This is a genomic window from Streptomyces sp. G45 (genome assembly GCF_049542095.1).
Classification (GTDB): Bacteria; Actinomycetota; Actinomycetes; order Streptomycetales; family Streptomycetaceae; genus Streptomyces.
Genome location: NZ_JBMUZU010000001.1, coordinates 5,138,250 through 5,164,154, shown reverse-complemented (window position 1 = coordinate 5,164,154; position 25,905 = coordinate 5,138,250). Strand labels below are relative to the sequence as shown.

General features: G+C 74.4%; 15 protein-coding genes and 6 pseudogenes. 12 read left to right on the top strand and 9 right to left on the bottom strand.

Annotation, left to right across the window (positions count from 1 at the left end):
* Positions 1–162: 162 nt before the first annotated feature.
* Positions 163–1,942: pseudogene (locus ACOBQU_RS21745) on the bottom strand (class I adenylate-forming enzyme family protein).
* Positions 1,943–2,151: 209 nt separating this feature from the next.
* On the opposite strand from ACOBQU_RS21745, the pseudogene ACOBQU_RS21740 reads away from it, so the two are divergent.
* The 3 genes and pseudogenes from ACOBQU_RS21740 to ACOBQU_RS21730 all read left to right on the top strand — a co-directional run bounded on the left by ACOBQU_RS21740 (position 2,152) and on the right by ACOBQU_RS21730 (position 5,357).
* Positions 2,152–3,314: pseudogene (locus tag ACOBQU_RS21740) on the top strand (acyl-CoA dehydrogenase family protein).
* Between the two features lie 9 nt (positions 3,315–3,323).
* The gene (locus ACOBQU_RS21735) at positions 3,324–4,259 is read left to right on the top strand and encodes an acyl-CoA dehydrogenase family protein (protein ID WP_423628986.1); all 936 of its coding nucleotides are present in this window, start codon (positions 3,324–3,326) and stop codon (positions 4,257–4,259) included.
* Positions 4,260–4,889: 630 nt separating this feature from the next.
* The gene (locus ACOBQU_RS21730) at positions 4,890–5,357 is read left to right on the top strand and encodes an ATP-binding protein (RefSeq protein WP_423628985.1); all 468 of its coding nucleotides are present in this window, start codon (positions 4,890–4,892) and stop codon (positions 5,355–5,357) included.
* A 202-nt stretch (positions 5,358–5,559) separates the two neighbouring features.
* Here ACOBQU_RS21730 and ACOBQU_RS21725 read toward each other — a convergent pair whose 3' ends face one another.
* The gene (locus ACOBQU_RS21725; protein WP_423628984.1) at positions 5,560–6,057 is read right to left on the bottom strand and encodes an EF-hand domain-containing protein; all 498 of its coding nucleotides are present in this window, start codon (positions 6,055–6,057) and stop codon (positions 5,560–5,562) included.
* A 346-nt stretch (positions 6,058–6,403) separates the two neighbouring features.
* Positions 6,404–6,778, bottom strand: a complete 375-nt coding sequence (locus ACOBQU_RS21720) for an STAS domain-containing protein (RefSeq protein WP_423628983.1) — start codon at positions 6,776–6,778, stop codon at positions 6,404–6,406.
* A gap of 290 nt (positions 6,779–7,068) precedes the next feature.
* Here ACOBQU_RS21720 and ACOBQU_RS21715 point away from each other — a divergent pair, with 290 nt between their 5' ends.
* Complete coding sequence (locus ACOBQU_RS21715) at positions 7,069–7,683, top strand: sigma-70 family RNA polymerase sigma factor (protein ID WP_423628982.1); 615 nt, start codon at positions 7,069–7,071, stop codon at positions 7,681–7,683.
* Positions 7,680–8,924: a maleylpyruvate isomerase N-terminal domain-containing protein gene (locus ACOBQU_RS21710; protein ID WP_423628981.1), complete on the top strand. Its 1,245-nt coding sequence runs from the start codon at positions 7,680–7,682 to the stop codon at positions 8,922–8,924. The genes ACOBQU_RS21715 and ACOBQU_RS21710 overlap by 4 nt, the downstream gene beginning before the upstream one ends.
* A gap of 257 nt (positions 8,925–9,181) precedes the next feature.
* On the opposite strand, the gene purU is transcribed toward ACOBQU_RS21710, so the two are convergent.
* Both purU and ACOBQU_RS21700 read right to left on the bottom strand, forming a co-directional pair.
* Complete coding sequence (gene purU / locus ACOBQU_RS21705) at positions 9,182–10,075, bottom strand: formyltetrahydrofolate deformylase (RefSeq protein ID WP_423628980.1); 894 nt, start codon at positions 10,073–10,075, stop codon at positions 9,182–9,184.
* Positions 10,076–10,246: 171 nt separating this feature from the next.
* Positions 10,247–10,747, bottom strand: a complete 501-nt coding sequence (locus ACOBQU_RS21700; protein ID WP_423628979.1) for an SCO4402 family protein — start codon at positions 10,745–10,747, stop codon at positions 10,247–10,249.
* Positions 10,748–10,865: 118 nt separating this feature from the next.
* Between ACOBQU_RS21700 and ACOBQU_RS21695 the strand changes: the two are divergent.
* Positions 10,866–12,172, top strand: a pseudogene (locus ACOBQU_RS21695) (ABC transporter substrate-binding protein).
* A gap of 17 nt (positions 12,173–12,189) precedes the next feature.
* Here the strand turns inward: ACOBQU_RS21695 and ACOBQU_RS21690 are convergent.
* Together ACOBQU_RS21690 and ACOBQU_RS21685 are read right to left on the bottom strand one after the other, a co-directional pair.
* On the bottom strand, positions 12,190–13,785 hold the full coding sequence (locus tag ACOBQU_RS21690) for a hypothetical protein (protein ID WP_423628978.1): 1,596 nt from the start codon (positions 13,783–13,785) through the stop codon (positions 12,190–12,192).
* A gap of 439 nt (positions 13,786–14,224) precedes the next feature.
* A pseudogene (locus ACOBQU_RS21685) lies at positions 14,225–15,612 on the bottom strand (transcriptional regulator).
* A 397-nt stretch (positions 15,613–16,009) separates the two neighbouring features.
* Between ACOBQU_RS21685 and ACOBQU_RS21680 the strand changes: the two are divergent.
* From ACOBQU_RS21680 to ACOBQU_RS21665, 4 genes and pseudogenes are all read left to right on the top strand, one after another.
* Positions 16,010–16,671: pseudogene (locus tag ACOBQU_RS21680) on the top strand (bifunctional DNA primase/polymerase).
* A 170-nt stretch (positions 16,672–16,841) separates the two neighbouring features.
* Positions 16,842–17,618: an ABC transporter ATP-binding protein gene (locus tag ACOBQU_RS21675; RefSeq protein ID WP_423628977.1), complete on the top strand. Its 777-nt coding sequence runs from the start codon at positions 16,842–16,844 to the stop codon at positions 17,616–17,618.
* Positions 17,594–19,220 (top strand): annotated as a pseudogene (locus tag ACOBQU_RS21670) (transporter). Before ACOBQU_RS21675 ends, ACOBQU_RS21670 begins: the two are co-directional and overlap by 25 nt.
* A gap of 441 nt (positions 19,221–19,661) precedes the next feature.
* The gene (locus ACOBQU_RS21665; protein WP_423628976.1) at positions 19,662–21,041 is read left to right on the top strand and encodes a PAS domain-containing protein; all 1,380 of its coding nucleotides are present in this window, start codon (positions 19,662–19,664) and stop codon (positions 21,039–21,041) included.
* Between the two features lie 450 nt (positions 21,042–21,491).
* Here the strand turns inward: ACOBQU_RS21665 and ACOBQU_RS21660 are convergent, their stop codons facing one another.
* A complete protein-coding gene (locus ACOBQU_RS21660; RefSeq protein ID WP_423628975.1) occupies positions 21,492–22,295 on the bottom strand; it encodes an SIS domain-containing protein in 804 nt (267 codons plus the stop codon).
* 190 nt (positions 22,296–22,485) lie between these two features.
* Between ACOBQU_RS21660 and ACOBQU_RS21655 the strand changes: the two genes are divergently transcribed.
* Together ACOBQU_RS21655 and ACOBQU_RS21650 are read left to right on the top strand one after the other, a co-directional pair.
* Complete coding sequence (locus ACOBQU_RS21655; protein ID WP_423628974.1) at positions 22,486–23,178, top strand: iron dependent repressor, metal binding and dimerization domain protein; 693 nt, start codon at positions 22,486–22,488, stop codon at positions 23,176–23,178.
* A gap of 687 nt (positions 23,179–23,865) precedes the next feature.
* A complete protein-coding gene (locus ACOBQU_RS21650; RefSeq protein WP_423628973.1) occupies positions 23,866–24,732 on the top strand; it encodes an alpha/beta fold hydrolase in 867 nt (288 codons plus the stop codon).
* A 251-nt stretch (positions 24,733–24,983) separates the two neighbouring features.
* Here ACOBQU_RS21650 and pdxH read toward each other — a convergent pair whose 3' ends face one another.
* Positions 24,984–25,703 carry a pyridoxamine 5'-phosphate oxidase gene (pdxH, locus tag ACOBQU_RS21645; RefSeq protein WP_423634627.1) on the bottom strand — a complete coding sequence of 240 codons (720 nt, stop codon included), beginning with the start codon at positions 25,701–25,703 and terminating at the stop codon, positions 24,984–24,986.
* Between the last annotated feature and the right edge of the window lie 202 nt (positions 25,704–25,905).

Below are 25,905 nucleotides of genomic sequence, written 5' to 3'. Positions count from 1 at the left end.
GACCACAGGCAGGAGGGCGGCACGCCACGAGGCAGAACCGGGCGGGTGGGCGGGAAGCCGCCGCGCAGCGGCGGGGCGGTGGCGTCAGGGGCAACCCCGCACGGGGCCCGCGGCGGGGCGGTGGCGTCAGGGGCAACCCCGCACGGGGCCCGCGGTGGGGCGTCACCGTTTCCTGCCGCGCGGCGAAGGAGCGTAGCGGGAGCGCAGGGCACCCTTGTTGACCTTGCGGAGCGCGGCGCCGCGAGGGAGCGCCGCCGTCAGCTCCAGCCGTTCCGGCACCTTGTGGGGTGCGAGGCCCGCCGCGCGGAGGTGGGCGGTGACGTCGGCGAGGGTGAGGGCGTCCCCGCCGACGGCGGGTTCGACCACCGCGCAGACCAGTTCCCCGCGCTCGGGGTCCGGCAGCCCGATCACCGCGACGTCACCGACCGCCGGATGGGTGTGCAGCAGGTCCTCGATCTCCTTCGCGGAGATGTTCTCGCCCTTGCGGATGATGACGTCCTTGGCGCGGCCGGTGAGCACCAGGTGCCCGGAGGGCAGGACGTGCCCCAGGTCCCCGGTGCGCAGGAACCCGTCGGCGTCGAAGGCGGCGCGGGTCGCGTCGGGGTCGAGGTAGCCGCGGCAGACGGCCTCACCGCGCAGCCGGATCTCACCATCGACCCCCGGGGGCACCTGCCTCCCCGAAGACACCGGCCCCTCCGAAGACACCTGCGTCCCCAGAGGCACCCGTCCCTCCGAAGACACCGGCCCCTCCGAAGACACCTCTCCCCCAGAGACCACTCCCTCTCCGAAGACGGCACCCCGCCCGAAGGACCCCCCTCCCCGAAGGACCCCCCTCCCCCGAAGCAACCCCCTTCTCCGGAGACCCCACCCCCGAGGAGCCCCCAAGCTCGATGACCCGCACCTCCATGCCCGCGGGCGGCCGCCCCTCCGTAGTGGCCAGGTTCTCCGCCGTGTCGTCGGGATCGCCCATGGTGATCATGGGGACCTCGGTCATGCCGTACCCATGGGTGAGCTGGCACCCCAGCTCGCGTACGACGGCGTGGTAGATCTCCGGCGGCTTGGGGGCGCCGCCGCCCGCGAGGAGGCGGAGGGTGGGGATCAGCTTCCGGCCGGGTTCCTTGCGCTGCTCGGCCAGGAACATCGCGTAGAACGCGGTGGACCCGCCCGCGACGGTCACCCCGTGGCGCCGGTACCCGTCGAGCGCGTCCGGCAGCGCGAAGTGCTCGAACAGGACGGCGGGGAAGCCGTACAGGAGCAGCATCACCGTGTAGTCGGGGCCCGCGATGTGGGCGTACGGGAAGGCCATCGAGCCGACGTCGGCGGGCGTCAGGCGCAGCGCGTGGGCCAGGCAGGCGCCGCCCGCGATCAGCGAGCGGTCGGTGTGCAGGACGCCCTTGGGGTCGGCGGTCGTACCGGACGTCCAGTAGATCCAGCGCACCGCGCGGCCGTCGGAGGGCGGCGGGGGCAGCACGCCGGGGTCGCCCTCGGGGAGGGTGTCGTACGCGGTGAAGACGCCGCGCGCACCGAGCCGCGCGGCCATGGCCGTGTGGTCGTGGCCGCGCCAGGTGCCGGGCACCGCGAAGTGCTCCGCTCCGGAGGCGCGCAGCACGTGGCCGACTTCGCGGTCGCGGTAGAGGGGGATCACCGGGGACTGCACGGCGCCGAGGCGGGCGAGCGCGAGGGAGAGCACGGCCGTCTCGATGCGCGTGGGCAGCTGCCAGGCGACGACCGTGCCGGGCCGCACCCCCCTCCCGTACAGGCCCGCGGCGACGCGCTCGCAGCGGGCCTTGAGGCCGCCGAAGGTGAGGGTGCGGTCGTCGGCGGGGTCGGGGGCGGCCTGGATCAGGGCGGGGGCGTCGGGACTGAGCGCGGCGCGGCGCTCGACCAGCTCCCAGAAGGTGGCACTGCCCTCCAGGACGCGGGCCTCGCCACCCCCAGGCACGCCCCCGGACACCCCCGCACCACCCTCCCCACGATCACGTACGGCGTCGTTCACTGCGGCCCCCTCAGTCGGCGGTTCGCCAGGCGGCGACGGAAACTGACGGCTCGTCAGGTCGTACGCGGAGCGTAGGGCGCCGCACCTTGCCGGTCCAGTACCGCGGGGCTAACCTGCCTCCTGACACACCGTCAGCTTCCTGGCGAGGGGCGGCCGTGGACCTCACGTACACCGAAGAGGAAGAGGACTTCCGGGCCCGCCTGCGCGACTGGCTCGCCCGGACCCTGCCCGGCCTCCCCCGCGCCCCGACCCGCTGGACTGGCCGGGCAGGCGCGCCTATGACACCGGGTGGCAGCGCAGGCTGTACGACGCCGGGTACGCGGGCCTGCACTGGCCCGTCGACGCGGGCGGCCAGGGCGCGACGCCCACCCAGCACCTGATCTTCCTGGAGGAGACGGAGAAGGCGGGCGCCCCCTACGTAGGGGCGAACTTCGTGGGCCTGCTGCACGCCGGGCCGACCATCGCCTCCGAAGGGACACCCGCGCAGCGCGCCCGCTGGCTGCCGCCGGTGCTGCGCGGCGACGAGGTGTGGTGCCAGGGCTTCAGCGAACCGGACGCCGGTTCCGACCTCGCCTCCCTGCGCACCCGCGCCCACAGGGACGGCGACCACTACGTAGTGACCGGGTCCAAGATCTGGACGTCCCACGCGGAGGTCGCCGACTGGTGCGAACTGCTGGTGCGGACCACCCCCGTGAGCGACGGCGTGCCCAAGCACCACGGCATCACCTGGCTCGCCCTGGACATGCGCTCCCCCGGAGTGACGGTCCGGCCCCTGCGGACCCTGGCGGGCTCCACGGAGTTCGCCGAGGTGTTCCTCGACGAGGTGCGCGTCCCCGTGGAGCAGCGCGTCGGCGCCGAGGACGACGGCTGGCGCGTGACGATGGTGACCCTGTCCTACGAACGCGGCACCGCCTTCGTGGGGGAGGTCGTGGCCTGCCGCCGCGTCCTGGCCGGACTCGCCCGCGAGGCCCGCGCCAACGGCCGCTGGGACGACCCCGCGCTGCGCCGCAGGCTCGGCCGCCTCAGCGCGGAGTTCGGCGCCCTGTGGCGGCTCACCCAGTGGAACGTCAGCGAGGCGCAGCGCACGGGCGGCATCCCGGGCACCGGCGGCTCCGTCTTCAAGCTGCGCTACTCCCACGCCCGGCAGGAGCTGTACGACGCGGCGGCCGATGTCCTCGGCGACGGCGCCCTCGACCTCGGCCACGCCTGGACGCTGGACCGGCTGTCCTCGCTGTCGTACACCATCGCCGCGGGCACCTCGCAGATCCAGCGGACCATCCTGGCCGAGCGCGTCCTCGGCCTCCCCAGGGGGCGGTGACCGGCCGCCGTGGACTTCCAACTGAGTACGGACCAGAAGGCCTTGCGGGCGGGTACGCGGGAACTCCTGGAGCGGCGCTTCGGACGGGACGCGCTGCGCGCCGCCGTCGGGCAGGGACCCGCCGGGCGGCCCCGCCTCGACCGGAAGCTGTGGCGGGCCCTCGGGGACGCCGGGTTCTTCTGCCTGCGGGTGCCGGAGGCCGAGGGCGGGCTCGGACTGGGGCTCCCGGAGGCCGTGTTGGTGTTCGAGGAGGCGGGGCGGGCGCTGCTGCCGGGCCCGCTGGTGGCCACGTTCCTCGCGGCCCGGGACGTCGCGGGCGCGGCCACCGGGGAGACGGTGGTCACCGCGGTCGACGGGGGCCTCGTGGCGTGGCTGGACGAGGCCGACGCCGTCCACGGGGACACCTCCGGAGCGGTGGCCGTGCGGTCCGTGGACCCGCTGACGCCGCTGCACCGCGTCCCCGCCGGGGGCGCCCCCGGGGAGGCATCCGGAAAAGCCTCCGGGCAGGTCTCCGGAGAGGCCCGCTGGGAGGCCGCGCTGCTCCGCGCCGCCGAGCACCTGGGCTCCGCCGCCCGCACCCTGGACCTGGCCGTCCAATACGCCCGCACCCGGGAACAGTTCGGTCGCCCCATCGGCGCCTTCCAGGCCGTCCAGCACCTGTGTGCCGACATGCTGGTCCGCGCCGAGCTGGCCCGCGCCGCCGTGTACGCCGCCGCCGTCACCGCCGACCCCCTGGAGGCCACCGGCGCCGAACTCCTCGCCGCGGACGCCGCCGTCCGCAACGCCCGCGACTGCCTCCAGGTGCACGGCGGGATGGGGTTCACCTGGGAGTCCGACGTGCATCTGCACCTGAAGCGGGCGTGGGTGCGCTCCGGGCTCGCCGGGCCCCCGGCGGACGCGGAGGAGCGGCTGGCGCGCGGGCTGGCGGGAAGCTGCGGGCCGTGACCGCCGACAGGGCGGGGCACACACACCGCCCCTCGGCCCCCTCCCCGGGGTCACGTCCGCACTACGGAGAGACGGCACTACGGAGGGGCCGCCCTACGGAGAGGTCGCACTACGGAGAGGCCGTCCTACGGAGAGACGGCACTACGGAGAAACGGCACTACTGTGCGTGCACGCCAACGGGACGGCACCCACCGCCATGCACCACCCCGACTCGTCACTCACTGTCACCACGCGACATTCGGTGACTACGAAGCGTCGATATCGGGTTGTGTCCTACGCGTGACTCGTCACGCCCGGGAGTCAGCACCCGGCTCCGGTACCTTGTGTGGGATGCGAGAGGTCCCGAGGCCGAGCCGTGCCGGTGTTGCCCCAGAGGCAACTCCGTGCCTGGTGACGCGCTCCCCACGGTGCCCTTCTCGCCCCGCAGGACAGGGCCGAGCGCCCGCCTGTTCGACCCCCCGCGGCGCGCGTCGCACAGTATGCCGCACGCGTACTCCTTCGCGCTGGAATATGCCCGAAGCGCTTGTTGGGGTGACTGAACGTCAACCATGCTGTCTCCTAAGGGGATCACGTTCCGTGACCCCGCGGAGTCACGAGGCGATGTGTCCGCCGGTTCGGATGGTGTGAGCGGTGCAGGAGCTTCAAGTCCAGCTAGAAGTCGGATCGGATCCCGCTGAAGTCGGCCGGGCCCGCAGATGGGCCCGCTCCCGGCTCGCCGGGTCCGGAATAGCGGTCGACGAGCCGCTGGCCGAGACGCTGATCCTGCTGATCTCGGAGCTCGTCACCAACGCCGTTGTGCACACGGGCTGTCCGGCGGTCCTGCGCATGCTGTTCCTCAAGGTCCCCGCGAGCGAGCCGGGCACCGTGCGGGTCGAGGTCGCCGACCGCAGCGCCCGCCCGCCACGCCCCCGGCACGCCGACGGCGACGACACGAACGGCCGGGGCCTCGAACTGGTCGACGGCCTCGCCGACCGGTGGGGGTGGCAGATGGAGAGCGGCGGCAAGCGCATCTGGTGCGAGGTCGACCGCGGCGTCACGGGCACGGCCGCGGGCGCGCTCGGAGCGGCGTACGAGGGCGTGGCGTACGAAGCCGTGTGACCCCCGGCCACCCGACGGGGACGTCGGCGGCCCTCAACCCCCGAACCCCCCCGCAAGAACTCAACCCCCGTAGAGGCACCCGCTTCTACGGAGACCCCCGCTTCTCTGGAGAGACCCGCTTCCCCGGAGATGGGAACGCACGAGCGGGTGGGCAGGGCGAAGAGCACCCACCCACCCGCCGGTCGGCGACGAGGCGCCGCCCCTACTCAGGGACCGTGAAGTACGAGGCGAACGCGGAGAGCACCTGGTCCTCGGTGACGGGCCCGAGCGCCTGAGCCGTCAGGGAGGCGACCTCCGCCTCCACCCCCAGCGCCCGCAGCGCCCGCTCCACCTGAGGGGCGCTCACCGAACCGCTGCCGTCGCCGTCCGCGAGGGACAGCGCCGCGTGCAGGAACGGCCGCGCGATCTCCGCGAACCGCGCGGGGTTGTCCCGCAGCCGCTTCACGGCCCCGCCGACGAACTCGTCCCGGGTGATCCGCTGGTCCCCGTCCCGGTCGGCGATCCCGGCCATGCCCTGCCAGAACGCCTCGGCCCCGCTGTACAGGGCCTGTCCCTTCTCGGAGCGCGCGGTGACGCCGAACTCGGCGAGCAGCGCCGCGGCCGCCGTGCTGAAGTCCTCACGGGAGATGTAGCCGTTGCCGTCCTGGTCGAAAGTGGCGAAACGGGCCGCGATCTTACGCTCGTACTCGGCACTGTCCATGGTGTTCGGGCCGCCTCACTTCTCATGCGGTGGGGGTACGCCCGCCGCGCCCCGGGAGACGGCGGGTGTCCATCAGGTGTCTGTTCAGCGAGCGTACGACGCCGTCGCCCCCCAGGAAGGGGAAAAGCGACGCTTGTGCCAAGACCGCGGACATTCCGCGACATGGGCGTGCCACGGTCGCGCTGCGGGCCGGGCGGTCGCGTCGACGGTGACATCCGCTCGGGAAGGTTGTACCAGCCGATGGATCTTGCCCGGTAGCGGGGGTTCCGCCAGGTCCGGGCACTCGCCGGACGCCCCCGCCCCCCACGGGCCCCGCCGGTCAGGCACGTCCCGTACGCCCCGCCGGTCAGGCGCTCAGCGGGGCCGCCGCGTCGTCCACCGCCGACTCCGCGTCCGGGTACACCTCGAACAGGCGGCGCACGCCCAGCGCCGCCAGGACGCGGTTGACGTGCGAGCCCTCGACGGCGCCCTGCGCGGGCAGGATCAGCCGCAACCGGCCCCGGCAGGACCGCATCAGACGGCGCGTGGCGATCAGCACGCCGACGCCGCTGGAGTCGCAGAAGAGCACCTCGGACAGGTCGAGGACCACGCTGCGGCGGCCGTCGGCCACCGCCTCGTGCACCCGCTGGCGCAGCACGGGCGAGGTCAGCAGGTCCATCTCGCCCGCGACCCGCAGCACGGCCCAGCCGTCCCGCTCGCCCACGGCCACCTTCAGCGCCACGCGCCTCGCCCCTCGTTCGCCCGCTGTCTCCTGTGTCGCGGCTGCCCCACCGCCGTTCCATGAAACACCAGGCCGGTACGCGTTCCGGAAGCGGCCCGCCGCACTCCGGGCGCCCGCACGCTGCGGGAACGGCCCGCGGGACCAATATCATCCGCGGCGCCGCGGCGGCCCGGAATGCCGCAAAGTGCGGGGAAGGCCGGGCAAAGGGAGGTGCGCTGTCAGTGCCGCCGACTACATTCGGTCCCACGGTGAAGGTGAAGGTGAGCACGGCGAGCGCACGAGGGGGCCACATGCCGAAGGACGCGCCACGTCGCTGGGACCGCCGCATGCAGCAGCGCCTCGCGCACGGGGAGGCGGCGGCGCTCGGAGAGCTGTACGACCGGTTCGCCTCCCTGGTGCACGGCCTGGCCCACCGCGTCCTCGGGGACGTCGCCGCCGCCGACCGCGTCACGCGCGAGGTCTTCACCCACATCTGGGAGAACCCCGAGGGGTACGACCCGAAGCAGGGCCCCCTGCGCTCCTGGATCGCCACGCTCACGCACCAGCAGGCGGTGCGCCGCCTGCGCCAGACCGAGGCCGCCGCGCTCGCCCGCGGTGGCGCGGGCACCACGGAGGACCTGGAGCGCAAGGTCGCCCGCGCCTCCGCCGCCGCCCGCGCGGACTACATCGTGTCGGCGATGCCCGCCCCGCTGCGCGCCGCCCTGGAGCTGGCCTACTTCCAGCGCCGCGACTACCGCCAGACCGCCGCCGACCTCGGCGTCACCGAGGACGAGGCCCGCCGCAGGCTCCGCCTCGGCCTCCAGCTGCTGTCCACGGCCCATGACAGCGCGCACGACAGCGCCGCCTTCGGCGACACCCCCGGCGCCCCGGGATACGGCGCGCAGGACCACGGGAGACCACTGTGAGCAGGCCCGAGCCGTTCGAGCCGCACGACGGCGGGGGCGACAGCACGGGCCAGGGACCGCGCATACCGGCACCGCGCGCCTCCGTGGAGGACACCGGCCGCCCGCTGCCCGCCGCGCCGCCCGCACCGCCCGAGCCGCTCGCCCTCGACCACGGCGTCCTGAAGTCGCTGCTCGGCGCCTGGGCCCTGTCCGCGTGCTCCCCGCAGGAGGCCACCGCCGTGGAGGAACACCTGGGCGACTGCGGGCCGTGCGCCGAGGAGGCCCTGCGGCTGCGCGACGCGGTCGGCCTGCTGCACCCCGAGGAGACCCTCGACCTCGACCCGGGCCTGCGCACCCGCGTCCTGGAGAGCTGCCTCGGGCGCCGCCCGCCCCGCGTCCCGCTGCCGGACTGGGCCGCTCCGTACGACGCCGAGACCGCCCGCCTCGACGCGCTGCTCCAGGACATCGGGGACGCCGAGTGGCACGCCCCGGTGCGGCTGCGCTGGTACGAGAGCGGGGAACCGGCGAGCCGCAAGACGACGGTCGCCGGGGTGATCGCACATCTGATCGCCGTGGACGGCCTGGTCTCCGTGGCCCTCGGCCTGGACGACCCGCTCGGCGCGGACGCGCCACCGGCCCCCGACCCGACCCGGCGCACCGAGGCGTACTGGCGTGCCTCCCCGGCGCCGCCCACCCGCGCCGTCCGCGGCCCCTGGCGGGACCAGACGCACGAGCTGATCCGCACGGTGTCGTTCGCGGGCGGCGGCTCCGGCCGCCTCTCGGTGGCGTACGGCGGCCCGCCGGGCCGGGACGCCCCCGCCGTGGCGCTGCCCCTGCGGGACGCCATGGTGGAGCGGGCCTTCGAGTGCTGGATCCACGCCGGGGACATCGCGGAGGCCGTGGACTACCCGTACGAGCCGCCCGCGCCCCGGCATCTGCACCACATGATCGACCTCGCGGCCCGGATGCTGCCCGCGTCGCTCGCCGAGCGGCGGTCCGGGCGGGCCGCCGACGCGCCGGGGCGCAGCCTGCGCCTCGAAGTCGAGGGCGTGGGCGGCGGCGAGTGGCTCATCCCCCTGGACTCCGCCGCCACCGGGGCCGACGGTTCCCACGAGGTGGCGCATGTGGCGCTGGACGGCGTCGAGTTCTGCCGCCTCGCCGCGGGCCGCGTGCCGCCTCGGGAGGCGGCAGCGGGCCAGACCGGCGACCGCGAGGCCATCCAGGAGGTCCTCCAGGCAACGGCCGCACTGAGCCGCCTGTAGCACCCCTCACAGCCCCGCCGAAGCCCCCACGAGCCCGCAGCCGCCGACGGCGCCGCACCCCCACAAGGGGCGATCACCCGCCAAGAGACAGTCACGGGCGGGCGGGTGGGAAAGGAAACCCCCCACGGGCCCGCAGCCGCGCACGGCGGCGCACCCCCACGAGGGGCGATCACCAACCCGGAGACGGTCACGGGCGGGCGGGTGGGAAAGAAGGGCCCCGCAGGCCCGCGGCAGCGCACGGCAGCGCCCCGCCCCCGTCAGGCGAAGACGACCGTGCGGTGCCCGTTCAAGAGGATGCGGTGCTCGGCGTGCCACTTCACGGCCCGCGCCAGCGCCTGGCACTCCACGTCCCGCCCGACCGCCACCAGCTGGTCCGGCGTCACCCCGTGGCCGACCCGCTCGACCTCCTGCTCGATGATCGGGCCCTCGTCGAGGTCCGCGGTCACATAGTGCGCGGTCGCGCCGATCAGCTTCACGCCCCGCGCGTGCGCCTGGTGGTACGGCTTGGCGCCCTTGAAGCTCGGCAGGAACGAGTGGTGGATGTTGATGATGCGGCCGCTCAGCGCCTTGCACAGGTCGTCGGAGAGCACCTGCATATAGCGGGCGAGGACGACCAGCTCGACGTTCTCCTCGCGGACCAGCTCCAGCAGCCGGGCCTCGGCCTCGGCCTTGGTGTCCCGCGTCACCGGGATGTGGTGGAAGGGAATCCCGTACGAGGCGGACAGTTCGGCGAAGTCCGTGTGGTTGGAGACGACGGCGGCGATCTCCACGGGCAGCGCGCCGATCCGGGCGCGGAACAGCAGGTCGTTCAGGCAGTGCCCGAACTTCGACACCATGAGGACGATCCGCATGCGCTCCTCGGCGCGGTGGATCTGCCAGTCCATCTGGAAGGAGTCCCCGACGGCGGCGAAGCTCGCGCGGAGCTTGTCGAGGGTCACGGGCGCCTCCGCCGAGAAGTGCACCCGCATGAAGAACAGGCCCGTGTCGTGGTCGCCGAACTGCTGGCTGTCCTCGATGTTGCAGCCGGTCATGAACAGATAGCTCGACACGGCGTGCACGATGCCCTGCTTGTCGGGGCAGGAGAGGGTGAGGACGTACTGCTCAGCGCGGTCGGTGCGCTGGCCACTGGCGGCGACGGACGGCTCGTTCATCCGCCCAGGGTCCCATACCCGAGCCCCCCACCGGCCCGCCGTCCCGCGGACCGGACCACCACCGCGCGCCCCTCGGGCACCACGCGGACCCCGGACGGCGCCCCCGCACGGCACACGCGCGGCACACGCACGGCACACGCGCGGCACACGCGCCCCGGCGGCGCCGGGCGCTCAGCCCGAGCGCGTCAGGATCCGCAGCACCTCGAGCGTCCGCGGCGGGCTGTCGGGGTCCTCGCCGTCACCGGTCGCGAGCCGCACGTGCGCGTCGCGGGCCGCGTGGACCGCCTCCGGCCAGCCGGGGTGGTTCAGGTACACGGAGACCGCGGCGTCCGGCCCCACCTCGTGCATGATCCGCAGCACCCGGAGCACGGCGACGTCCACGAGCGCCGCCTCCTGCGAGTCGCGGAAGATCGTGCCGACGTATTTCTCCGCGGACCAGTTGTCCAGCCACGTGTCCTCGACAAGGCGGTACACGGCGTCGGTCACGTCCCCGTACTCCTCGCGCCCGGCGAGCCAGCAGTCGCGCTGGAACTCCGGGTCGGAGAGCATGTGCAGCGCCGATCGCACGTTGCTGCGCCAGCGCCACCACGGCATGTCGTTCGTTGGCATGGCGCCTATGGTCCTTGACCGACGGCCGCGACGGGAAGACTTCTCCGAACCTTGCACGGTCATCGATCGTACGTTCCCACATCACCCTCGCCTTTACGGCCCCACCCGTTCACGCGTTCGTCACCATCCGTTAGGAACGCGTCACTCCACGGTTGGCCCGGTGACGGAATCGTGCGTGTTCATGCCCGCCTTGCGACGCGTCTTCCTCCCCCGTCCCGCCGAGACCGCGCACCGAGCGCGCAGAGCCGCGCGCACCGCGGCAGCGGTGGCGGCGTGTGCGTCCCTGGCCGTCGGCTGCGGGGTCATCCCCGGTACCACGGGGGTTCCGGGGACGACCCCGTCACGGTCATGACCTGGGCCCCCGACGGCACGAAGGCCACCAACAAGCCCGGCATGCCCGCGATGGCCCAGGCCTACGCCCGCTGGGTCAACGCCAACGGCGGCCTCGACGGGCACGAGCTGAGGGTGCTCACCTGCAACGACCACAACGACCCCGCCGAGGCGGGCGCCTGCGCCCGCGAGGCCGTCAAGCAGGACGTCGTCGCGGTCGTCGGCTCCTACAGCCAGCACGGCCGGGCCTTCATGCCCCAGCTGGAGGCCGCGGGCATCCCGTACATCGGCGGCTACGGCCTGACCGACGAGGAGTTCTCCAGCCCGATGTCGTACCCCGTCAACGGCGGGCAGCCCGCGCTGCTCGCGGGCAACGGGCAGCAGCTCGCCGACGTCTGCGAGCGCGTCGCGCTGGTGCGGCCGGACACCATAGCGGGCGACAGCCTCTCCAAGCTCCTGGACTCCGGGCTCGCGCAGAGCAACCGCAGGGCGTCCGCCGACATCCACGCGCCCGAGGACGGCACGGACTACACCCCGCAGGCCAGGCAGGCCCTGGAGAGCGCCACCGAAGGCGGCAGGGGCGGCTGCGTGGCGGCGGCGCTCGGCGCGCGCACCGACACGTTCTTCGACTCGTTCCGGCGCACCGAGGACGCCTTCCCGAGGGTGCGCACGGCGTCCGTGCTCGGCAGCGTCGACCAGTCGCTGATCGACCGCACGGGCGGTGCGAAGGGCCCCTACGAAGGCGCGTACGTCACCGGCTGGTACCCCGTGGAGACCGACAAGCGCTGGTCGCGGATGCGCGAGGTGATCCGGGAGCACGCCTTCGCGGACAACCGCGTCGACGCGTCCGACGCGGGCGTGCAGACCACCTGGATCGCGTACACCGTCCTGCGGCAGGCCGTGGAGTCCCTCGGCGGCGGCGAGGTGACCGCCCGCTCGCTGCGGCGGACCCTCGACCGGGGCCTGCGCGTGGACACCGGCGGGCTCACGCCGGTGCTGAGCTGGCGGTTCGAGAACATGCTGGCGGCGGGCGAGTACCCGCGCCTGGTGAACGCGGTCGTCACCTTCCAGGTGGTGCGGGACGGCCGCCTGGTGGTGTCCCGCAAGCCGTCCGTCAACGTGAAGAAGACCCTGGAGACCGCGCAGACATCCGCCTGACGGGCCGCCGCCGGGCGTCACAGCTGCGTCGGGTTCCGCTTGGTCAGCTCGTGCTTGCCCGCGATCTCGTTCCACAGCGCCGCCGCCTGCCGCTTGGCCCGGGTCGCCTCGCCGCTGGCGCGGTTGCCCGCGGCCTGCTGCGGGGTGGGGCGGGCGCGGCCCTTGTGGCAGCCCTTCTTGCCCGCGACCTGGTCGGCCCACGCCGCGTAATGGTTGTCGGCGGCCGCGGAGGCCTTCCAGGCGCGGTTGAGGGCGGCGGTGAGCTGGGCGTGCCGGGGCAGCTTGTCGACGCTCAGCCGGGACAGGCGGGTGACGAGGCCGGTGCGCTGCCGGGCCGCGCCGCGCAGGTCCCGCGCGGCCTGCCGCAGGTCGTCGCAGCGGCTCACGTCGCGCACGGCGCGGATGACCGTGTCGCGGCTGTCGTTGCTGTCCCCGAGGAGCCGGTCGAGGGCGGCGGCCTGCGGCCGGGCCGGGTCCGCGGACGGTGACGGCTTCTTCGACTCCTTGGTGGCGGTGTCGGCCGGTTCGGACGCGGCCAGCGGCTCCTTGTCGTCGCCCTTGTCCGCGTCGCCGCCGCCCGAGCTGAGCAGCGCGCCCGCGCCGACGCCGAGTACGGCGATGACCACGCCGACGGCGACGAGCAGCGGCGTCCTGGACCCCGTGCGGCCGCGGCGCTGGCGCGCGGGCGCGGGCGCGGCCGGGATGTCGGGGCCCGGCGCCGGGTCCTGGACGCGGGGCATCTGCTGCGTGGCGGAGGCTCCGCCCTCGGGCTCCGGCTCCCGGCGGAAGAGGCTGTCGAACTCGGCGGGCGGCTGCCGGTCGCCGGAAGCGCCGGGGGCGCCGGGGCGCACTCCGTAGGGCGCGTCCGCGGGGTGCCCGGCGGCCGGGGCCGCGCTGTCGGTGATGGGGGCGATGAACTGGGTGGGGGCGTTGTCGTCCGGCACGCCGGGGGTGGCGGGGGCGCCGCCGCGGGCGATGTCCCCCGGGCTGCCGAGGAAGGCCGTCTCTTCGGAGGGGCGGCCGAGGAACGCGGTCTGCTCGGCGGGGCTGGGCGCGCCGGGTGTGCCGGGCGCACCAGGTACACGTCCCAGGAACGTGGTCGCGTCGGTGGCCTGCACCTCGGGCGGCAGCGCGCCGGAGGCGACCGGGGGTATGTACTGCGTGGCGTCGGCGTCGGACCCCAGGGGCCCCGCGGGAGCCGCGTACCCCGGATCGGGCTGTCCCGCCGACGGGAACGGCTGCCCCTGCGGTCCGCCCTGCGCGGCGGGCGGCAGCGGTGTGCCGGACGTCACGGGCGGCAGCGGCGCCGAGCCGCCGTACGCGGCGCCCTGCGGCCCGCCGTAGGAGGCGCCCGGCGGCGTCGCGGGCGGCAGCGGCGTGCCCTCCGGGGGCAGCGGCATCGCTACGGGCGGCTGCGGGGCGGGGGCGTGGCCGGGGTGCGGGGCGCCCTCGGGCGGCAGCGGGACTCCGGCGCTGGTCTGCCCGCCACCGGGCGGCGCGTACGGAGCGCCCGCGCCCGGGCCCTGGTGGTACGCCCCGGCGTCGCCCTGCTGCGGCATCGCGCCCCAGGACTCCCCGTCCCCGGTGCGGGAGCCGCCGGGTCCGGGCCCCACGGCTGGCCCCAGGGGCTGCCGCCGGGCGGCGCGGCGTGGCCGCCCTGGTCGCCACGGTCGCCGGTGGTGCCCGGCATCAGGGGGGCGCCACCGTCCGCGGGCAGCACGATGCCCTCGCGCGCCTGCCGCGCCGAGGGCTGCTGCGGATCGGAGGAAGCGGCGCCCTGCCCGCTCTGCTGCGTCACCGGGACTCCTACTAATGGGGGAACCTTCGGAACGTCGGCTCACGCTACCGGGTCCCCGTGGCGCTCTGCCACGCAGCTCAGAACCCGGCGGACGCCGCCCTGGACGCAGACGCCGCAGCGGTAACGGAAGTTGCGCGGAAGACGCTGTTAACGGGGGCGCGTCTGCCGCCGGGTCGTACCAGGGCGCCCCGAGCGCCCCTGTCCCGCCTCATGCGCGCCGCCGGTGCCGTCGGGTGCCCGGCACCGGCGGGGGCTCACGCCGCCTGGAGTTCGACGCGGGCGCCGAACTCGCGGACCACCGGCTCCTCTCGGTACGGCTCCAGGCGCTGCTGGAAGTCCTCCAGGTACTCCGCGCCGCGGTTGGACCGCAGCGTGCCGAGCAGTTCGACGGCCTTCAGACCCGTGTGGCAGGCCTGCTCCACCTCGCGGCGCTGCACCTGGGCCGTGGCGAGCAGCACCAGGCCGATGGCGCGCCGCCGCGCCCGCGTCTCGGGCAGGCCCGCGAGGGCCTCCTCCGCGCGCCGTGCCGCCGCGTCCGCCTGGCCCAGGTCGCGGTGGCAGTGGGCGAGTTCATCGGCCAGGTAGGCCTGGTCGAAGTGGCGGATCCAGGCCGGGTCGTCGCCGGACTGCTCCTCTCCGGTGGCCCGCTCCATCGCCTCGACGGCGCGGCCCGCGACGGCCTGCGCGGAGCGGGCGTCCCCGAGCAGCGCGTGACCGCGCGCCTCGGCGGCGTAGAACATGGACTCCGCACGCGGGGTGACCCGCCCGCGCGCCCCCTCCTGCGCCGCGCGCGCCAACTGGGCGATCTCGCGCGGGTTGCCGAGCTGCGCCGCGAGGTGGCTCATGGACGCCGCGAGCACATATCCGCCGTACCCGCGGTCGCCCGCGGCCTGGGCGAGGCGGAGCGCCTGGATGTAGTACCGCTGGGCGAGGCCCGGCTGGCCCGTGTCCACCGCCATGTACCCGGCCAGCTCGGTCAGCCGGGCGACGGCCGCGAACAGTTCGCGGCCCACCGCTTCCCGGTACGACCCGGCGAGCAGGCCGGACACCACCGAGTTCAGATAGTGCACGACGACCGGGCGGACGTGCCCGCTGCCGTACTGGTGGTCGAGCTGCGTCAGGGCCTCCGTCATGGCCTTGACGGCGGCGACGTCCGACAGGCCGACGCGCGGTCCCGCCGTCCGCCCGACCTGCGGGTCCGGCGACGAGATCAGCCAGTCGCGGCTCGGCTCCACGAGCGCGGACGCGGCGACGGACGAGCCGGACAGGAAGTCGCGCCGCCCCACGTCGCTGCGCCACAGCTCGCAGACCTGCTCGATCGCGCCGAGGACGGTGGGGAGAACTGCAGGCCCACGCCGGAGGCGAGGTTCTTGCCGTTCGCCATGCCGATCTCGTCGATCGTCACCGTGCGGCCCAGTTTGCGGCCGAGCGCCTCCGCGATGATGCCGGGGGCGCGCCCGCGCGGCTGCTGCCCGCGCAGCCAGCGCGCCACCGACGTCTTGTCGTAACGAAGATCGAGACCGTGCTCCGCGCCGCACATGTTGACGCGGCGGGCCAGACCGGCGTTGGAACAACCGGCTTCCTGAATGAGTGCTTGCAGCCGTTCGTTGGGCTGCCGCGCGACGAGTGGCCTTGCGGCCATGGCGTACCCCCTGTGTGCACCGTGGACCATCTGGAATGTCGGTGTGCTGTCGGGTCGAGATCGAGGTCGAGAGCGAGTGCGGAACGGTCCGGGCCGGTCTGCCCGCGCCGCCCAGATGATCAATGCCCGGGAAACAACCGGAAGATGCACCACAAACACACAGCAACTGCACTTAACCGTGTCATAGACAACGCAGCACGGCACAAACGCAGCACACGTAGCGAGCCGGGTGAACCTGGTGAACTCCGACTGCCCCAGACCTGGCTACCCGCGCACGGACCCCGTTGCCCGCGCGCGCCCCCAACCGTGCTCCCATGCGCCCCGCGGCAGGATCGATGCTCCTCCCCGCGCACATGACTCCCCGTAACCCCACTGGGAGACGGAAGTTGAGAACGTCGTGGAAGAGACCATCGGAGTCACGTCAGCCGCGCAGATCCCGAAGCAGCGCGGAGAAGCCCTTCAGGACACCGCCGTGCGGTACGCGGAGGAACGGCACTGGGACGTCTTCCCCGGCGCCTGGCTTGAGTCCGTGGAGGGCACATGGCGGTGCTCGTGCGGCGACGCCGCGTGCGCCGCGCCGGGCGCGCACCCGGTGCGCGACGACTGGCCCACGCAGGCCACGGGCAGCGCGACCGTCGCCCGCCGCATGTGGTCCAAGCAGCCGAACGCGTCGATCCTGCTGCCGACCGGGCGGACGTTCGACGCCGTGGACGTGCCCGAGACCGCCGGGTTCCTCGCGCTGGCGCGGATGGAGCGGATGGAGCTGACCCTCGGTCCCGTCACGTGCACGCCCGACCGGCGCATGCAGTTCTTCGTGCTCCCGGGCGCCGCCGCGAAGGTCCCCGACCTGGTCCGCACGTTGGGGTGGCCGCCCAGCGCGCTCGACCTCGTCACCCTCGGTGAGGGCGCGTACGTCGCCGCGCCGCCCACCCGTTTCGGCGCGTCCGGCGCCGTGCAGTGGGCCTGCCGCCCCACCGCGGCGAACCGGTGGCTGCCGGACGCCGAGGAGATCATCTCCCCCTGGCCTACGCCTGCGGCCGGGAGGCCCGCCGCCGCTGACGCCGCGCTGGCCGGGCGGTGTCTTCCTCTCCGCGGGTACGTCGTGGCCGGTCCGCCCGGAGGGCGGAACGGGTGGGCACGGCCCCCGGGCGCCGGGCACCGTGAACCCGAGGGCTGCCGTCGCCGACGTATCGTGCGCAGACGGACAGCGACGGTACGAAGGGGGACCGGTGACCGAGAAGCCAGCGGTGCGGGTGAGTGACCTGTGGAAGGCCTTCGGCCAGCAGATCGCCGTGGCGGGCGTCGACCTCACCCTCCCAGCGGGGAGGTTCGTCGGACTCGTCGGCCCGAACGGCGCGGGCAAGACCACCACCCTCTCCATGGTCACCGGCCTGCTCCGCCCCGACCGGGGCACCGTCGAGGTCGTCGGCCACGACGTCTGGCGGGACCCCGCCGAGGTCAAGGCCCGCATCGGCGTCCTGCCGGAGGGCCTGCGCCTGTTCGAACGGCTCTCCGGCCGCGAACTCCTCGCCTACACCGGCCGCCTGCGCGGCCTGCCCGGCCCCGAGGTCGACAAGCGCGCCACCCAGCTCCTCGACGTGCTCGACCTCGCGGGCGCCCAGCACAAGCTCGTCGTCGACTACTCCACCGGCATGCGCAAGAAGATCGGCCTGGCCGCGGCGCTCCTCCACAACCCCGAGGTCCTCTTCCTCGACGAGCCCTTCGAAGGCGTCGACCCGGTCTCCGCGCAGACCATCCGCGGCGTACTGGAGCGCTTCACCGGCTCCGGGGCGACCGTCGTGTTCTCCAGCCACGTCATGGAGCTGGTGGAGTCCCTGTGCGACTGGGTCGCCGTCATGGCGGCGGGCCGCATCCGCGCGCAGGGCCCGCTCGCCGAGGTCCGCGGCGACGCCGCCTCGCTCCAGCAGGCGTTCCTCGAACTCGTCGGCGCGAACGGCCGCGACGCGGGCAGCGACCTCGACTGGCTCGGCGGTGGCGCCCGGTGACCGCCGCCACCGAGGCGGGCCTCACCCCCGTCTTCGTACGGCTGAAGCTGTCCCTGCTGCGCAACGGCCTGCGCCAGTCCGGTGGCCGCCGCGCCGCGTACGTGGCGTCCGCGGTGTTCGCGCTGCTGATCGCCGCGCTCCAGCTCCTCGGGCTCGTCCTGCTGCGCGGCGACGAGCACGCCGCGACCGTGTCGGTCATCCTCACCGCGGTCCTGGCGCTCGGCTGGGCGGTGATGCCGCTGTTCTTCCCCAGCGGCGACGAGACCCTTGACCCCACGCGCCTGGTGATGCTCCCCTGCGCCCCGCCCGCTCGTGCGCGCGCTCCTGGTGGCGTCGCTGGTCGGCATCGGCCCGCTGTTCACGCTCTGCCTGGCCCTCGGCGCGGTCATCGCCGTGGCGCGCGGAGGGGCGGCGTACGCCCTCGGTGTGGTCGCCGTGCCGCTGACGGTGCTGCTGTGCGTGGCGCTCGCGCGGGCCGTCGCCGCCGCCAACGTCCGCCTGCTGACCAGCCGCAAGGGCCGCGACCTCGCCGTGCTCAGCGGCCTGGTCATCGCCGTCGGGGCGCAGCTGGTGAACTTCGGGGCGCAGCGGCTCGGTTCGTCGGCGGAGGGCCTCGGCGAGCTGGACCCGGTGGCGGACGTCCTGGGGTGGCTGCCGCCGTCCGCGGCGATCTCGGCGGTGCACCAGACGGGCGCCGGGCACTACGGAGTGGCGGCCGTGCAACTCGCCCTCTCCGTAGGGGCGCTCCTGCTGCTCCTCGGCCTGTGGCGGCGCAGCCTCACCCGGCTGATGACAGCGCCCGACGGCTCCACGCTCGCCGCCGCGGAGCCCTCCCGTACGAAGCGGCGCGGCACCGGCGGCCTGTCCGCGCGGCTGCCCTCCGGGCGCACCGGCCCGGTCATGGAGCGCTCCCTGCGCTATGTGTGGCGCGACCCGAAGACGAAGGCGGCCTGGGTGACGTCCCTCGCCATCGGCCTGATCGTGCCCGTCTTCAACTCCCTCCAGGGCACCGGCTCCGTGTACATCGCGTGCTTCGCGGCCGGGATGCTCGGCATCCAGATGTACAACCAGTTCGGCCAGGACACGTCGGCGTTCTGGATGGTCGCCATGACCGTGTCGTCGCCCCGGGACGCGTACGACGAACTGCGCGGCCGCGCCTGCGCGCTGCTCGTCGTCACCCTGCCGTACGCGGCCCTGGTGACCGTCCTGACGGTGGTCCTCCTCGGCGACCCGCGCTCCCTGCCGGAGGTGCTCGGCCTGTCCTTCGCGCTGCTCGGGGCGATGCTGGCGACCGGGGCGTGGGCGTCGGCCCGCTATCCGTACTCGATTCCCCAGGAGGGCTACAAGAACGTGGCCCCCGGGCAGGCGGGGCTCGCCTGGATCTCCCTCGTGGGCGGCATGCTGGCCGCCGCCGCCCTCTGCGCCCCCGTACTCGCCCTGACCATCTGGCTGCACGCCGCGGGCCACGGCGGCTGGTCCTGGCTGCTGCTCCCCGTGGGCACGGCGTACGGCGCGGCGGTCACGCTGGCGGGGCTGCGGCTCGCGGCGCCCCGGGTGGCGGCGCGGCTGCCGGAGATCCTGGCGGCGGTGAGCAAGGGGTGACGCCCCCGGCGGCACGGGTCCGGCGGCACGGGTCCGGGAAAACGGACAACCCGCGAGCCGTGGTTCCCTCCGCCTGGGGCGGGGAAGCCGGCCGGACGTACCGGCGGCTCGCGGGTCGGGTGACTGCTTGGGATTGAGGGCCAGCCGCGTGCATGGATCACACGCTGGTCCGGCGCCGAATTCGAGTTGCGACGTCGGGCCGCTAGCCCGCAGTCACCTCACGCGTCCGGTTGTCATACATCTGCCGAACCACCTCCCTTCTCGTGTGCACGCCACCCTAGGAACCCCGCCGCGCGCGCACAACCGATTTATGGCACGCAACGATTTCGTCCAACTTCCGGGAACCTACTGTGGGCTGCGTCACGTTCGAGTTGAATGATCTGATGTGCAGCACACCCAGCTCATGAGGACGAGGACACGGCCTGCGCAGGGGGGTTCCAGGTGAGTGCTTCCCGACGGAGCGGAACGACCGACGAACTAGGTCCCGAAGAGCCCGAGCCGGGCGGGGCCCAACTGCTCGCGGCGCTCCTTGACGGCATGGACGCCGCGCTGTGCGCCTTCGACTCCGACGGAGTCGTGACGCACTGGAACCGCGAGGCGGAGCGGATCCTCGGCTGGTCGGCCGAGGAGGCCGTCGGGCGGCGCGGCTTCGCGGGCTGGGCGGTGCGGCCCGCCGACGCCCAGGACGTCGAGGGCCGCCTGCTGTCCGCGATGCACGCCCCCGGGCGGCGCGTGCACGAGTTCGCGCTGCTCACCAAGGGCGGCGGGCGCGTGCTCGTCCGCACCCAGTCGGCCGCCGTGCGCGGCGGCGACGGCAAGCCCGCCGGGGTGTACTGCGCCTTCAGCGAGGTGCACGCGCAGATCGACCTGGAGCGGTCCATCGCCCTGAGCGAGGCCCTCTTCGAGCACGCCTCCTGGGGCGTGGTCCTGGTCGACGCCGACCTGCGGCCCGCGGTGGTGAACGAGCATGCCGCCCGCGCCCTCGGGCTCGGCCGCACCGCCCTGCTCGGGCGGCCCCTGGGCGAGGTGCTCGCCCAGGGGGTCGAGGAGTTGGAGAGCGCTCTCGCGCATGTGCTCGCCGAGGGCGCGCCGCCCGCTCCCGCCGAGCTGTGGGTGACGGTGCGCGGGGAGAGCGGCGAGTCCCGGCGCCGGTGCTGGCGCAGCGGCTTCCTGCGGCTCGGCTCGCCGCTCGCCGAGGAGCCGGTGCCGCTCGGCGTGGCCTGGCTCTTCCGGGACGTCACCGACGCCAAGCAGGCCGAGCAGGAGGCCGCGCAGCTGCGCTTCCGCTCCCAGCAGCTGCACCGGTCGGCGCGGGCCGCCGCCGAGTGCGAGGACCCCATGGAGGCGGCGACCGTCCAGCTCGACTTCGCGCTCGCCGGGTTCGCCGACCACGCCCTGATCGACCTGCTGGTCAGCGAGGAGCCGGAGATCCGCCTGGTGCGGGCCGCGGCGACCCCCGCCGAGTCCCCCGGCCCCTGCCAGTCCGTCCTCTCCGCGGGGCGGGGCGGGCTGCCGCTGCGCTACCCCGAGGGGCATCCCGCCACGCAGTGCGTGGAGCGGGCGGGGTCGGTGCGCGCCAGCGCGGGGCTCGCTTCGCCCGAGCGGGCTCGCGAGTGGGCGGCGGTACGGCAGTGGCCCTCGTCGGCGGTGCACGCGCTGTGCGTGGTGCTGCGGAGCCGGGGGCGGAGCGTGGGGGTCGTCACGTTCCTGCGGGGAGCCGGGCGGGGGGCCTTTGAGCGGGGGGACGCGGTGTACGGGGAGAGTGTGGCGGCGCGGGTCGCTGCCGCGGTGGATCTGGCGCGGGTGGTGGGGGGCGGCTGACGCCGCCCCTGCGGTTACCGCCGTCGCGGGGCCCCTGCCGGTACCGCCGTTGCCGCCGTCGCGGGGCCCCCGGTGGGGCCGGTCGCCGTTGGCGGCTGCGGGTCCGTGCGTGGTTGCTTCTCCCACCCGCCCGCCCGTTACCGCCCTCGCAGGACGTGGGCGCCCCCCGTGGGGCTTGAGCGCCATCGGCGGCTGCGGGTGGTCGCCCCGGGGTCCGGCTTCGGGGCGCAGTGCCCCGCCCCGGACTGAGGCACAGCCATCAGCGGCCCTCCCCCACCCGCCCGCCGAAAGGGCGGGCGGGTGGGAGGACGCGAGCGCGGTAGCGCGGAGCCAGCCGCAGTCGAGCACCGGCAGGAGCGCGGGGGCGGGCGGAGGGGCAGCGGCGGCACCGGAGGCCGTGCCGCTGGGGTCGGCAGCAGCGGCCGGTAGGGCCCGGCGGCGGCCGGGAGGTCAGTGGCGGTAGAAGATTCGGTCGGCGTACGTCGTGAAGACGCGGCCGTTCCAGTCGTGGCCGCCGTCGACGTTGCCGGAGCGCAGCAGCGGCGGCTGGATGCCGCGCGCGGCGAGCGCGGCCGCGGCGGTGGCCATCATGGCCTGCATCAGCGCGCTGGCGACCATCGTGGAGGCGGGGCCGAACGGCGCGTCCACGGAGTCGAGGGTCAGCTCGGCGTCCCCGACGGCGATCTTCGAGTCGAGGACGACGTCGCAGTGGTCCTTCAGGAACGTGCCGGAGACATGCCGGGACTTCGTCTCGCGTGCGTACGCCACGGACGTCACGCCGATGACCTTCAGGCCGAGCGCGCGGGCGTTCATGGCCATCTCCACGGGGAGCGCGTTCCGCCCGGACAGGGAGATGATCACCAGGACGTCGCCGGGGCGGACCGGGCTGGAGTCGAGGACGGCGCCCGCGAGCCCGTCGACCCGCTCCAGGGCGGAGCCCAGCGTCGCGGGCATGACGTCGACGCCGACGACCCCCGGCACGGACAGCAGGTTCATCAGGGCGAGCCCGCCCGCGCGGTAGACGACGTCCTGGGCGGGCAGCGAGGAGTGGCCCGCGCCGAAGGCGAAGAGGCGGCCGTCGGCGGCGACGGCGTCGGCGATCACCTCGGCGGCGGCCGTGAGGGGACCGGTCTCCTCGTCCCGTACCCGCCGCAGGAGCGCCATGGCGGCGTCCAGATACCGGGCGGCCGTACCGTCGGCCGTCGCGCCGCCGTCCTGGCCGCCGCCCTCGTCGCCGTCCGTGCCGTGGCTCATCCGCGAAACCCCCTCGTCCCGCCGCCGTCCCGTCGTGTCGCGGATCACGGTGCGGTCTGGACCAGTGCCCTGTCAATACGGTCGCCGGGGCGCGTCTCCCCCGGGTTCACCCGGCGCAACCCGGTTGTCGGTGGTATGCGTCAGAATTGAGGGCAGGGCCAGCGCACGAGCGAATTCTGAGGGGCAACCCATGTCGGGGCTAATTGACACCACTGAGATGTACCTGCGCACCATCCTCGAACTGGAGGAGGAGGGTGTCGTCCCCATGCGCGCCCGCATCGCCGAGCGGCTCGACCAGAGCGGCCCGACGGTGAGCCAGACGGTGGCGCGGATGGAGCGCGACGGCCTGGTGGCCGTGGCGAGCGACCGGCATCTGGAGCTCACCGAGGAGGGCCGCCGCCTGGCGACGCGCGTCATGCGCAAGCACCGCCTTGCCGAGTGCCTCCTGGTCGACGTGATCGGTCTGGAGTGGGAGCAGGTGCACGCCGAGGCCTGCCGCTGGGAGCACGTGATGAGCGAGGCTGTGGAGCGCCGCGTCCTGGAGCTCCTGCGCCACCCCACGGAGTCGCCGTACGGCAACCCGATCCCGGGCCTGGAGGAGCTCGGCGAGAAGGACGGCGCGGACCCGTTCCTGGACGAGGGCATGGTCTCCCTGATCGACCTCGACCCGGGCACGGACGGCAAGACGGTCGTGGTCCGCCGCATCGGCGAGCCGATCCAGACGGACGCCCAGCTGATGTACACGCTGCGGCGCGCGGGCGTGCAGCCCGGCTCCGTCGTCAGCGTCACGGAGTCGGCGGGCGGCGTGCTCGTGGGCTCCAGCGGCGAGGCCGCCGAGCTGGCGTCGGACGTCGCGTCGCACGTGTTCGTCGCCAAGCGCTGACCGCGCGCGGCGCCAAGCGCTGACCGCGCGCGGCTCCAGGCTCCGGCGCGCCCTCGGCCTTCCCGCCACAGCCGTCGACTCCCGTTATCACGGGGACGGTTGAGGCGAGTCCGAGACACGCCGGAGTCCAAGATTCAGTGTGCCGAAGCGCAGCGCGGGAGCGCCGCGCGTGCGAGGCTGTCGCGAAGGCAGATGGCAGAAGGCAGACGGCAGAAGGGCTGTCGCGAAGGCAGAAGGCACATGGCCCGGGGGCCCGCGAGGGGCCCACGGGTCACTGAGGGTTTTTGACCGCGTCGGCGCCGGGGCCTGGCCGTGCGGCCGGAGAGGGGCAGACGATGCACCCGCCTGGTGAGCAGGGGTACGAGCGGCGGTACGGAGAGCGGGGCGCGGGGCGGCTGGCGCGCCGCGCACGCGGAAGGCCCCGGCGCCGCGCGGCGCCGGGGCCTGTCCTCCCCTGTGCTGACCCGGAGCCCCGAGCTCTCAGGGTCACCCCCTTCGGGCCGATCTCCCCGAGCGGCCCGCCCCCCGGTGAAGATCTCCCCTCGGCGGCGGCGGTCAATCCTTGAGCATGGTCACCCGAACGAGCGGTGTTGGCGGCAAGAAGGCCGCACTCGAATGATAGTTCGATAGCGTGCCGGAGTGCGTGAGCGAAGGACCCGAGCGGATCTCAAGGGGGGTGCCTGGGACATGGTGCGGCGCATCCACGTGACCGGCGCGGGCGGCGTGAGCCTCGCCGCCTGGGAGTATGCCGACCCTCCCAAAGCGAGGGAGGGCGAGCCGCCGCGCGGCGGCGTGCTGCTGCTGCACGGCCTGATGGGCCGGGCCTCGCACTGGGCGGGCACGGCGCGCTGGCTCTCCGAGCGGCACCGCGCGGTCGCCCTCGACCAGCGCGGCCACGGCCAGAGCGACAAGCCCGCCGACGGCCCCTACACACGCGAGGCGTACGTCGACGACGCCGAGGCCGCCGTGGAGCAGCTGGGCCTCGGCCCCGCCGTCCTCATCGGCCACTCCATGGGCGCGCTCACCGCCTGGCAGCTCGCCGCGCGCCGCCCCGACCTGGTGCGGGGCCTGATCATCTGCGACATGCGGGCGTCGGCGCTCGGCGCGGCCTCGCAGCGGGAGTGGGAGGCGTGGTTCAAGGCCTGGCCGGTGCCGTTCGCGACGCTCGCGGACGTGCGGAAGTGGTTCGGCGAGGACGACCCGTGGGTGGAGCGGCCCAGCCCCTCGCGGGGCGCGTTCTACGCCGAGGTCATGGCCGAGGGCCCCGACGGCTGGCGGCCCGTCTTCGACCCCGCCCAGATGCTGAGGTCCCGGGAGACCTGGGTGTACGACGCGCACTGGGAGGAGCTGATGCAGGTCCGCTGCCCCGCGCTGGTCGTGCGCGGCCTCGACGGCGAGCTGGGCCGCGCCGAGGCCCAGGAAATGGTCCGGGTCCTCCCCCGGGGCGCGTACGCGGAGGTCGCGGACGCGGGCCATCTTGTGCACTACGACCAGCCGACCGCTTGGTGCGGGGCCATAGAGCCATTCCTCGACGACCTCCTGACGGAAGGGTAGGCCCCGCCGGGAACGCGCGGTCACGTCCCGCGATGCCAGTCACGGGCGGGCGGGTGGGAAAGGAACACCGGCCACGCACCCGCACGCGCCGACGGCGATCGCCCCCCACAGGGAGCGGTCACATCCCGCGAGGGCGGTCACGGGCGGGCGGGTGGGAGAGGGGCACCGGGCGCGGAGCCGCGGGCGCGGGCGGCGGTCCGCCCCCGCCAGGGGCGCCCACCCCCGGCCAGGGGGTGGGCGAGGGGCACCGGTCAGGGGCTGAGGCGGTGCAGGGCCCAAGGGGCGCCCACCGCGTCCCGTTCATACCGCAGCCGGTCGTGCAGGCGGTTCGCCCGCCCCTGCCAGAACTCCACGGTCAGCGGCAGCACCCGGAAGCCGCCCCAGTGCGGCGGCGCCGGAACCTGCTCCCCCTCGGGGTAGCGCGCCGCCAATTCCGCGTAGGCGGCGTCCAGTTCCTCCCGGGAGCCGATCACGGACGACTGCGCGCTGGCCCAGGCGCCGAGCTGCGACCCGTGCGGACGGCTGCGGAAGTACCGTACGGTCTCCTCGCGCCCGGTCCGCTCCACCGTGCCCGTGACGATGACCTGCCGCGCCATCGGATGCCAGGGGAACAGCAGCGAGGCGTGCGGGTTGGCGGCCAGGTCCCGGGCCTTGCGGGACTCGTAGTTGGTGAAGAAGACGAACCCCCGCTCGTCGAACCCCTTCAGGAGCACCGTGCGGGAGCTGACCCGCCCGTCCGCGTCGGCCGTGGAGACGACCATCGCGTTGGCCTCGTGGAGCACGCCCCCGGGGTCCGCCGCCTCGGCGCTCGCCTGCCGGAACCAGCGGGTGAACTGCTCGAACGGATCGGCGGGGAAGTCGGCTTCGGCGATGCCGTCGGCGGCGTACTGGGCACGCATGGCGGCCAGGTCGACGGCGACGGGCCCGGAGGAGGCGGCACGGGAGTCGGTCACGCGGTCATCTTGCCGTATACGAATGCCGGTCCACGAAGCGGCAGTCGGCGGCCCGGCACCCCACCTGGAGGTGATGTCTGGCACTGAGTGCCGCAATCCCGGACGACAGGTGGCACCAAGGGTTATCGTTCCGAAGCCGCACGAGTTGGGTGACCGCCGTTGCCACGGGGCATGACGGGGTTACCCCAGACATGGACAGACCATGGGCAGACCCTGGGCA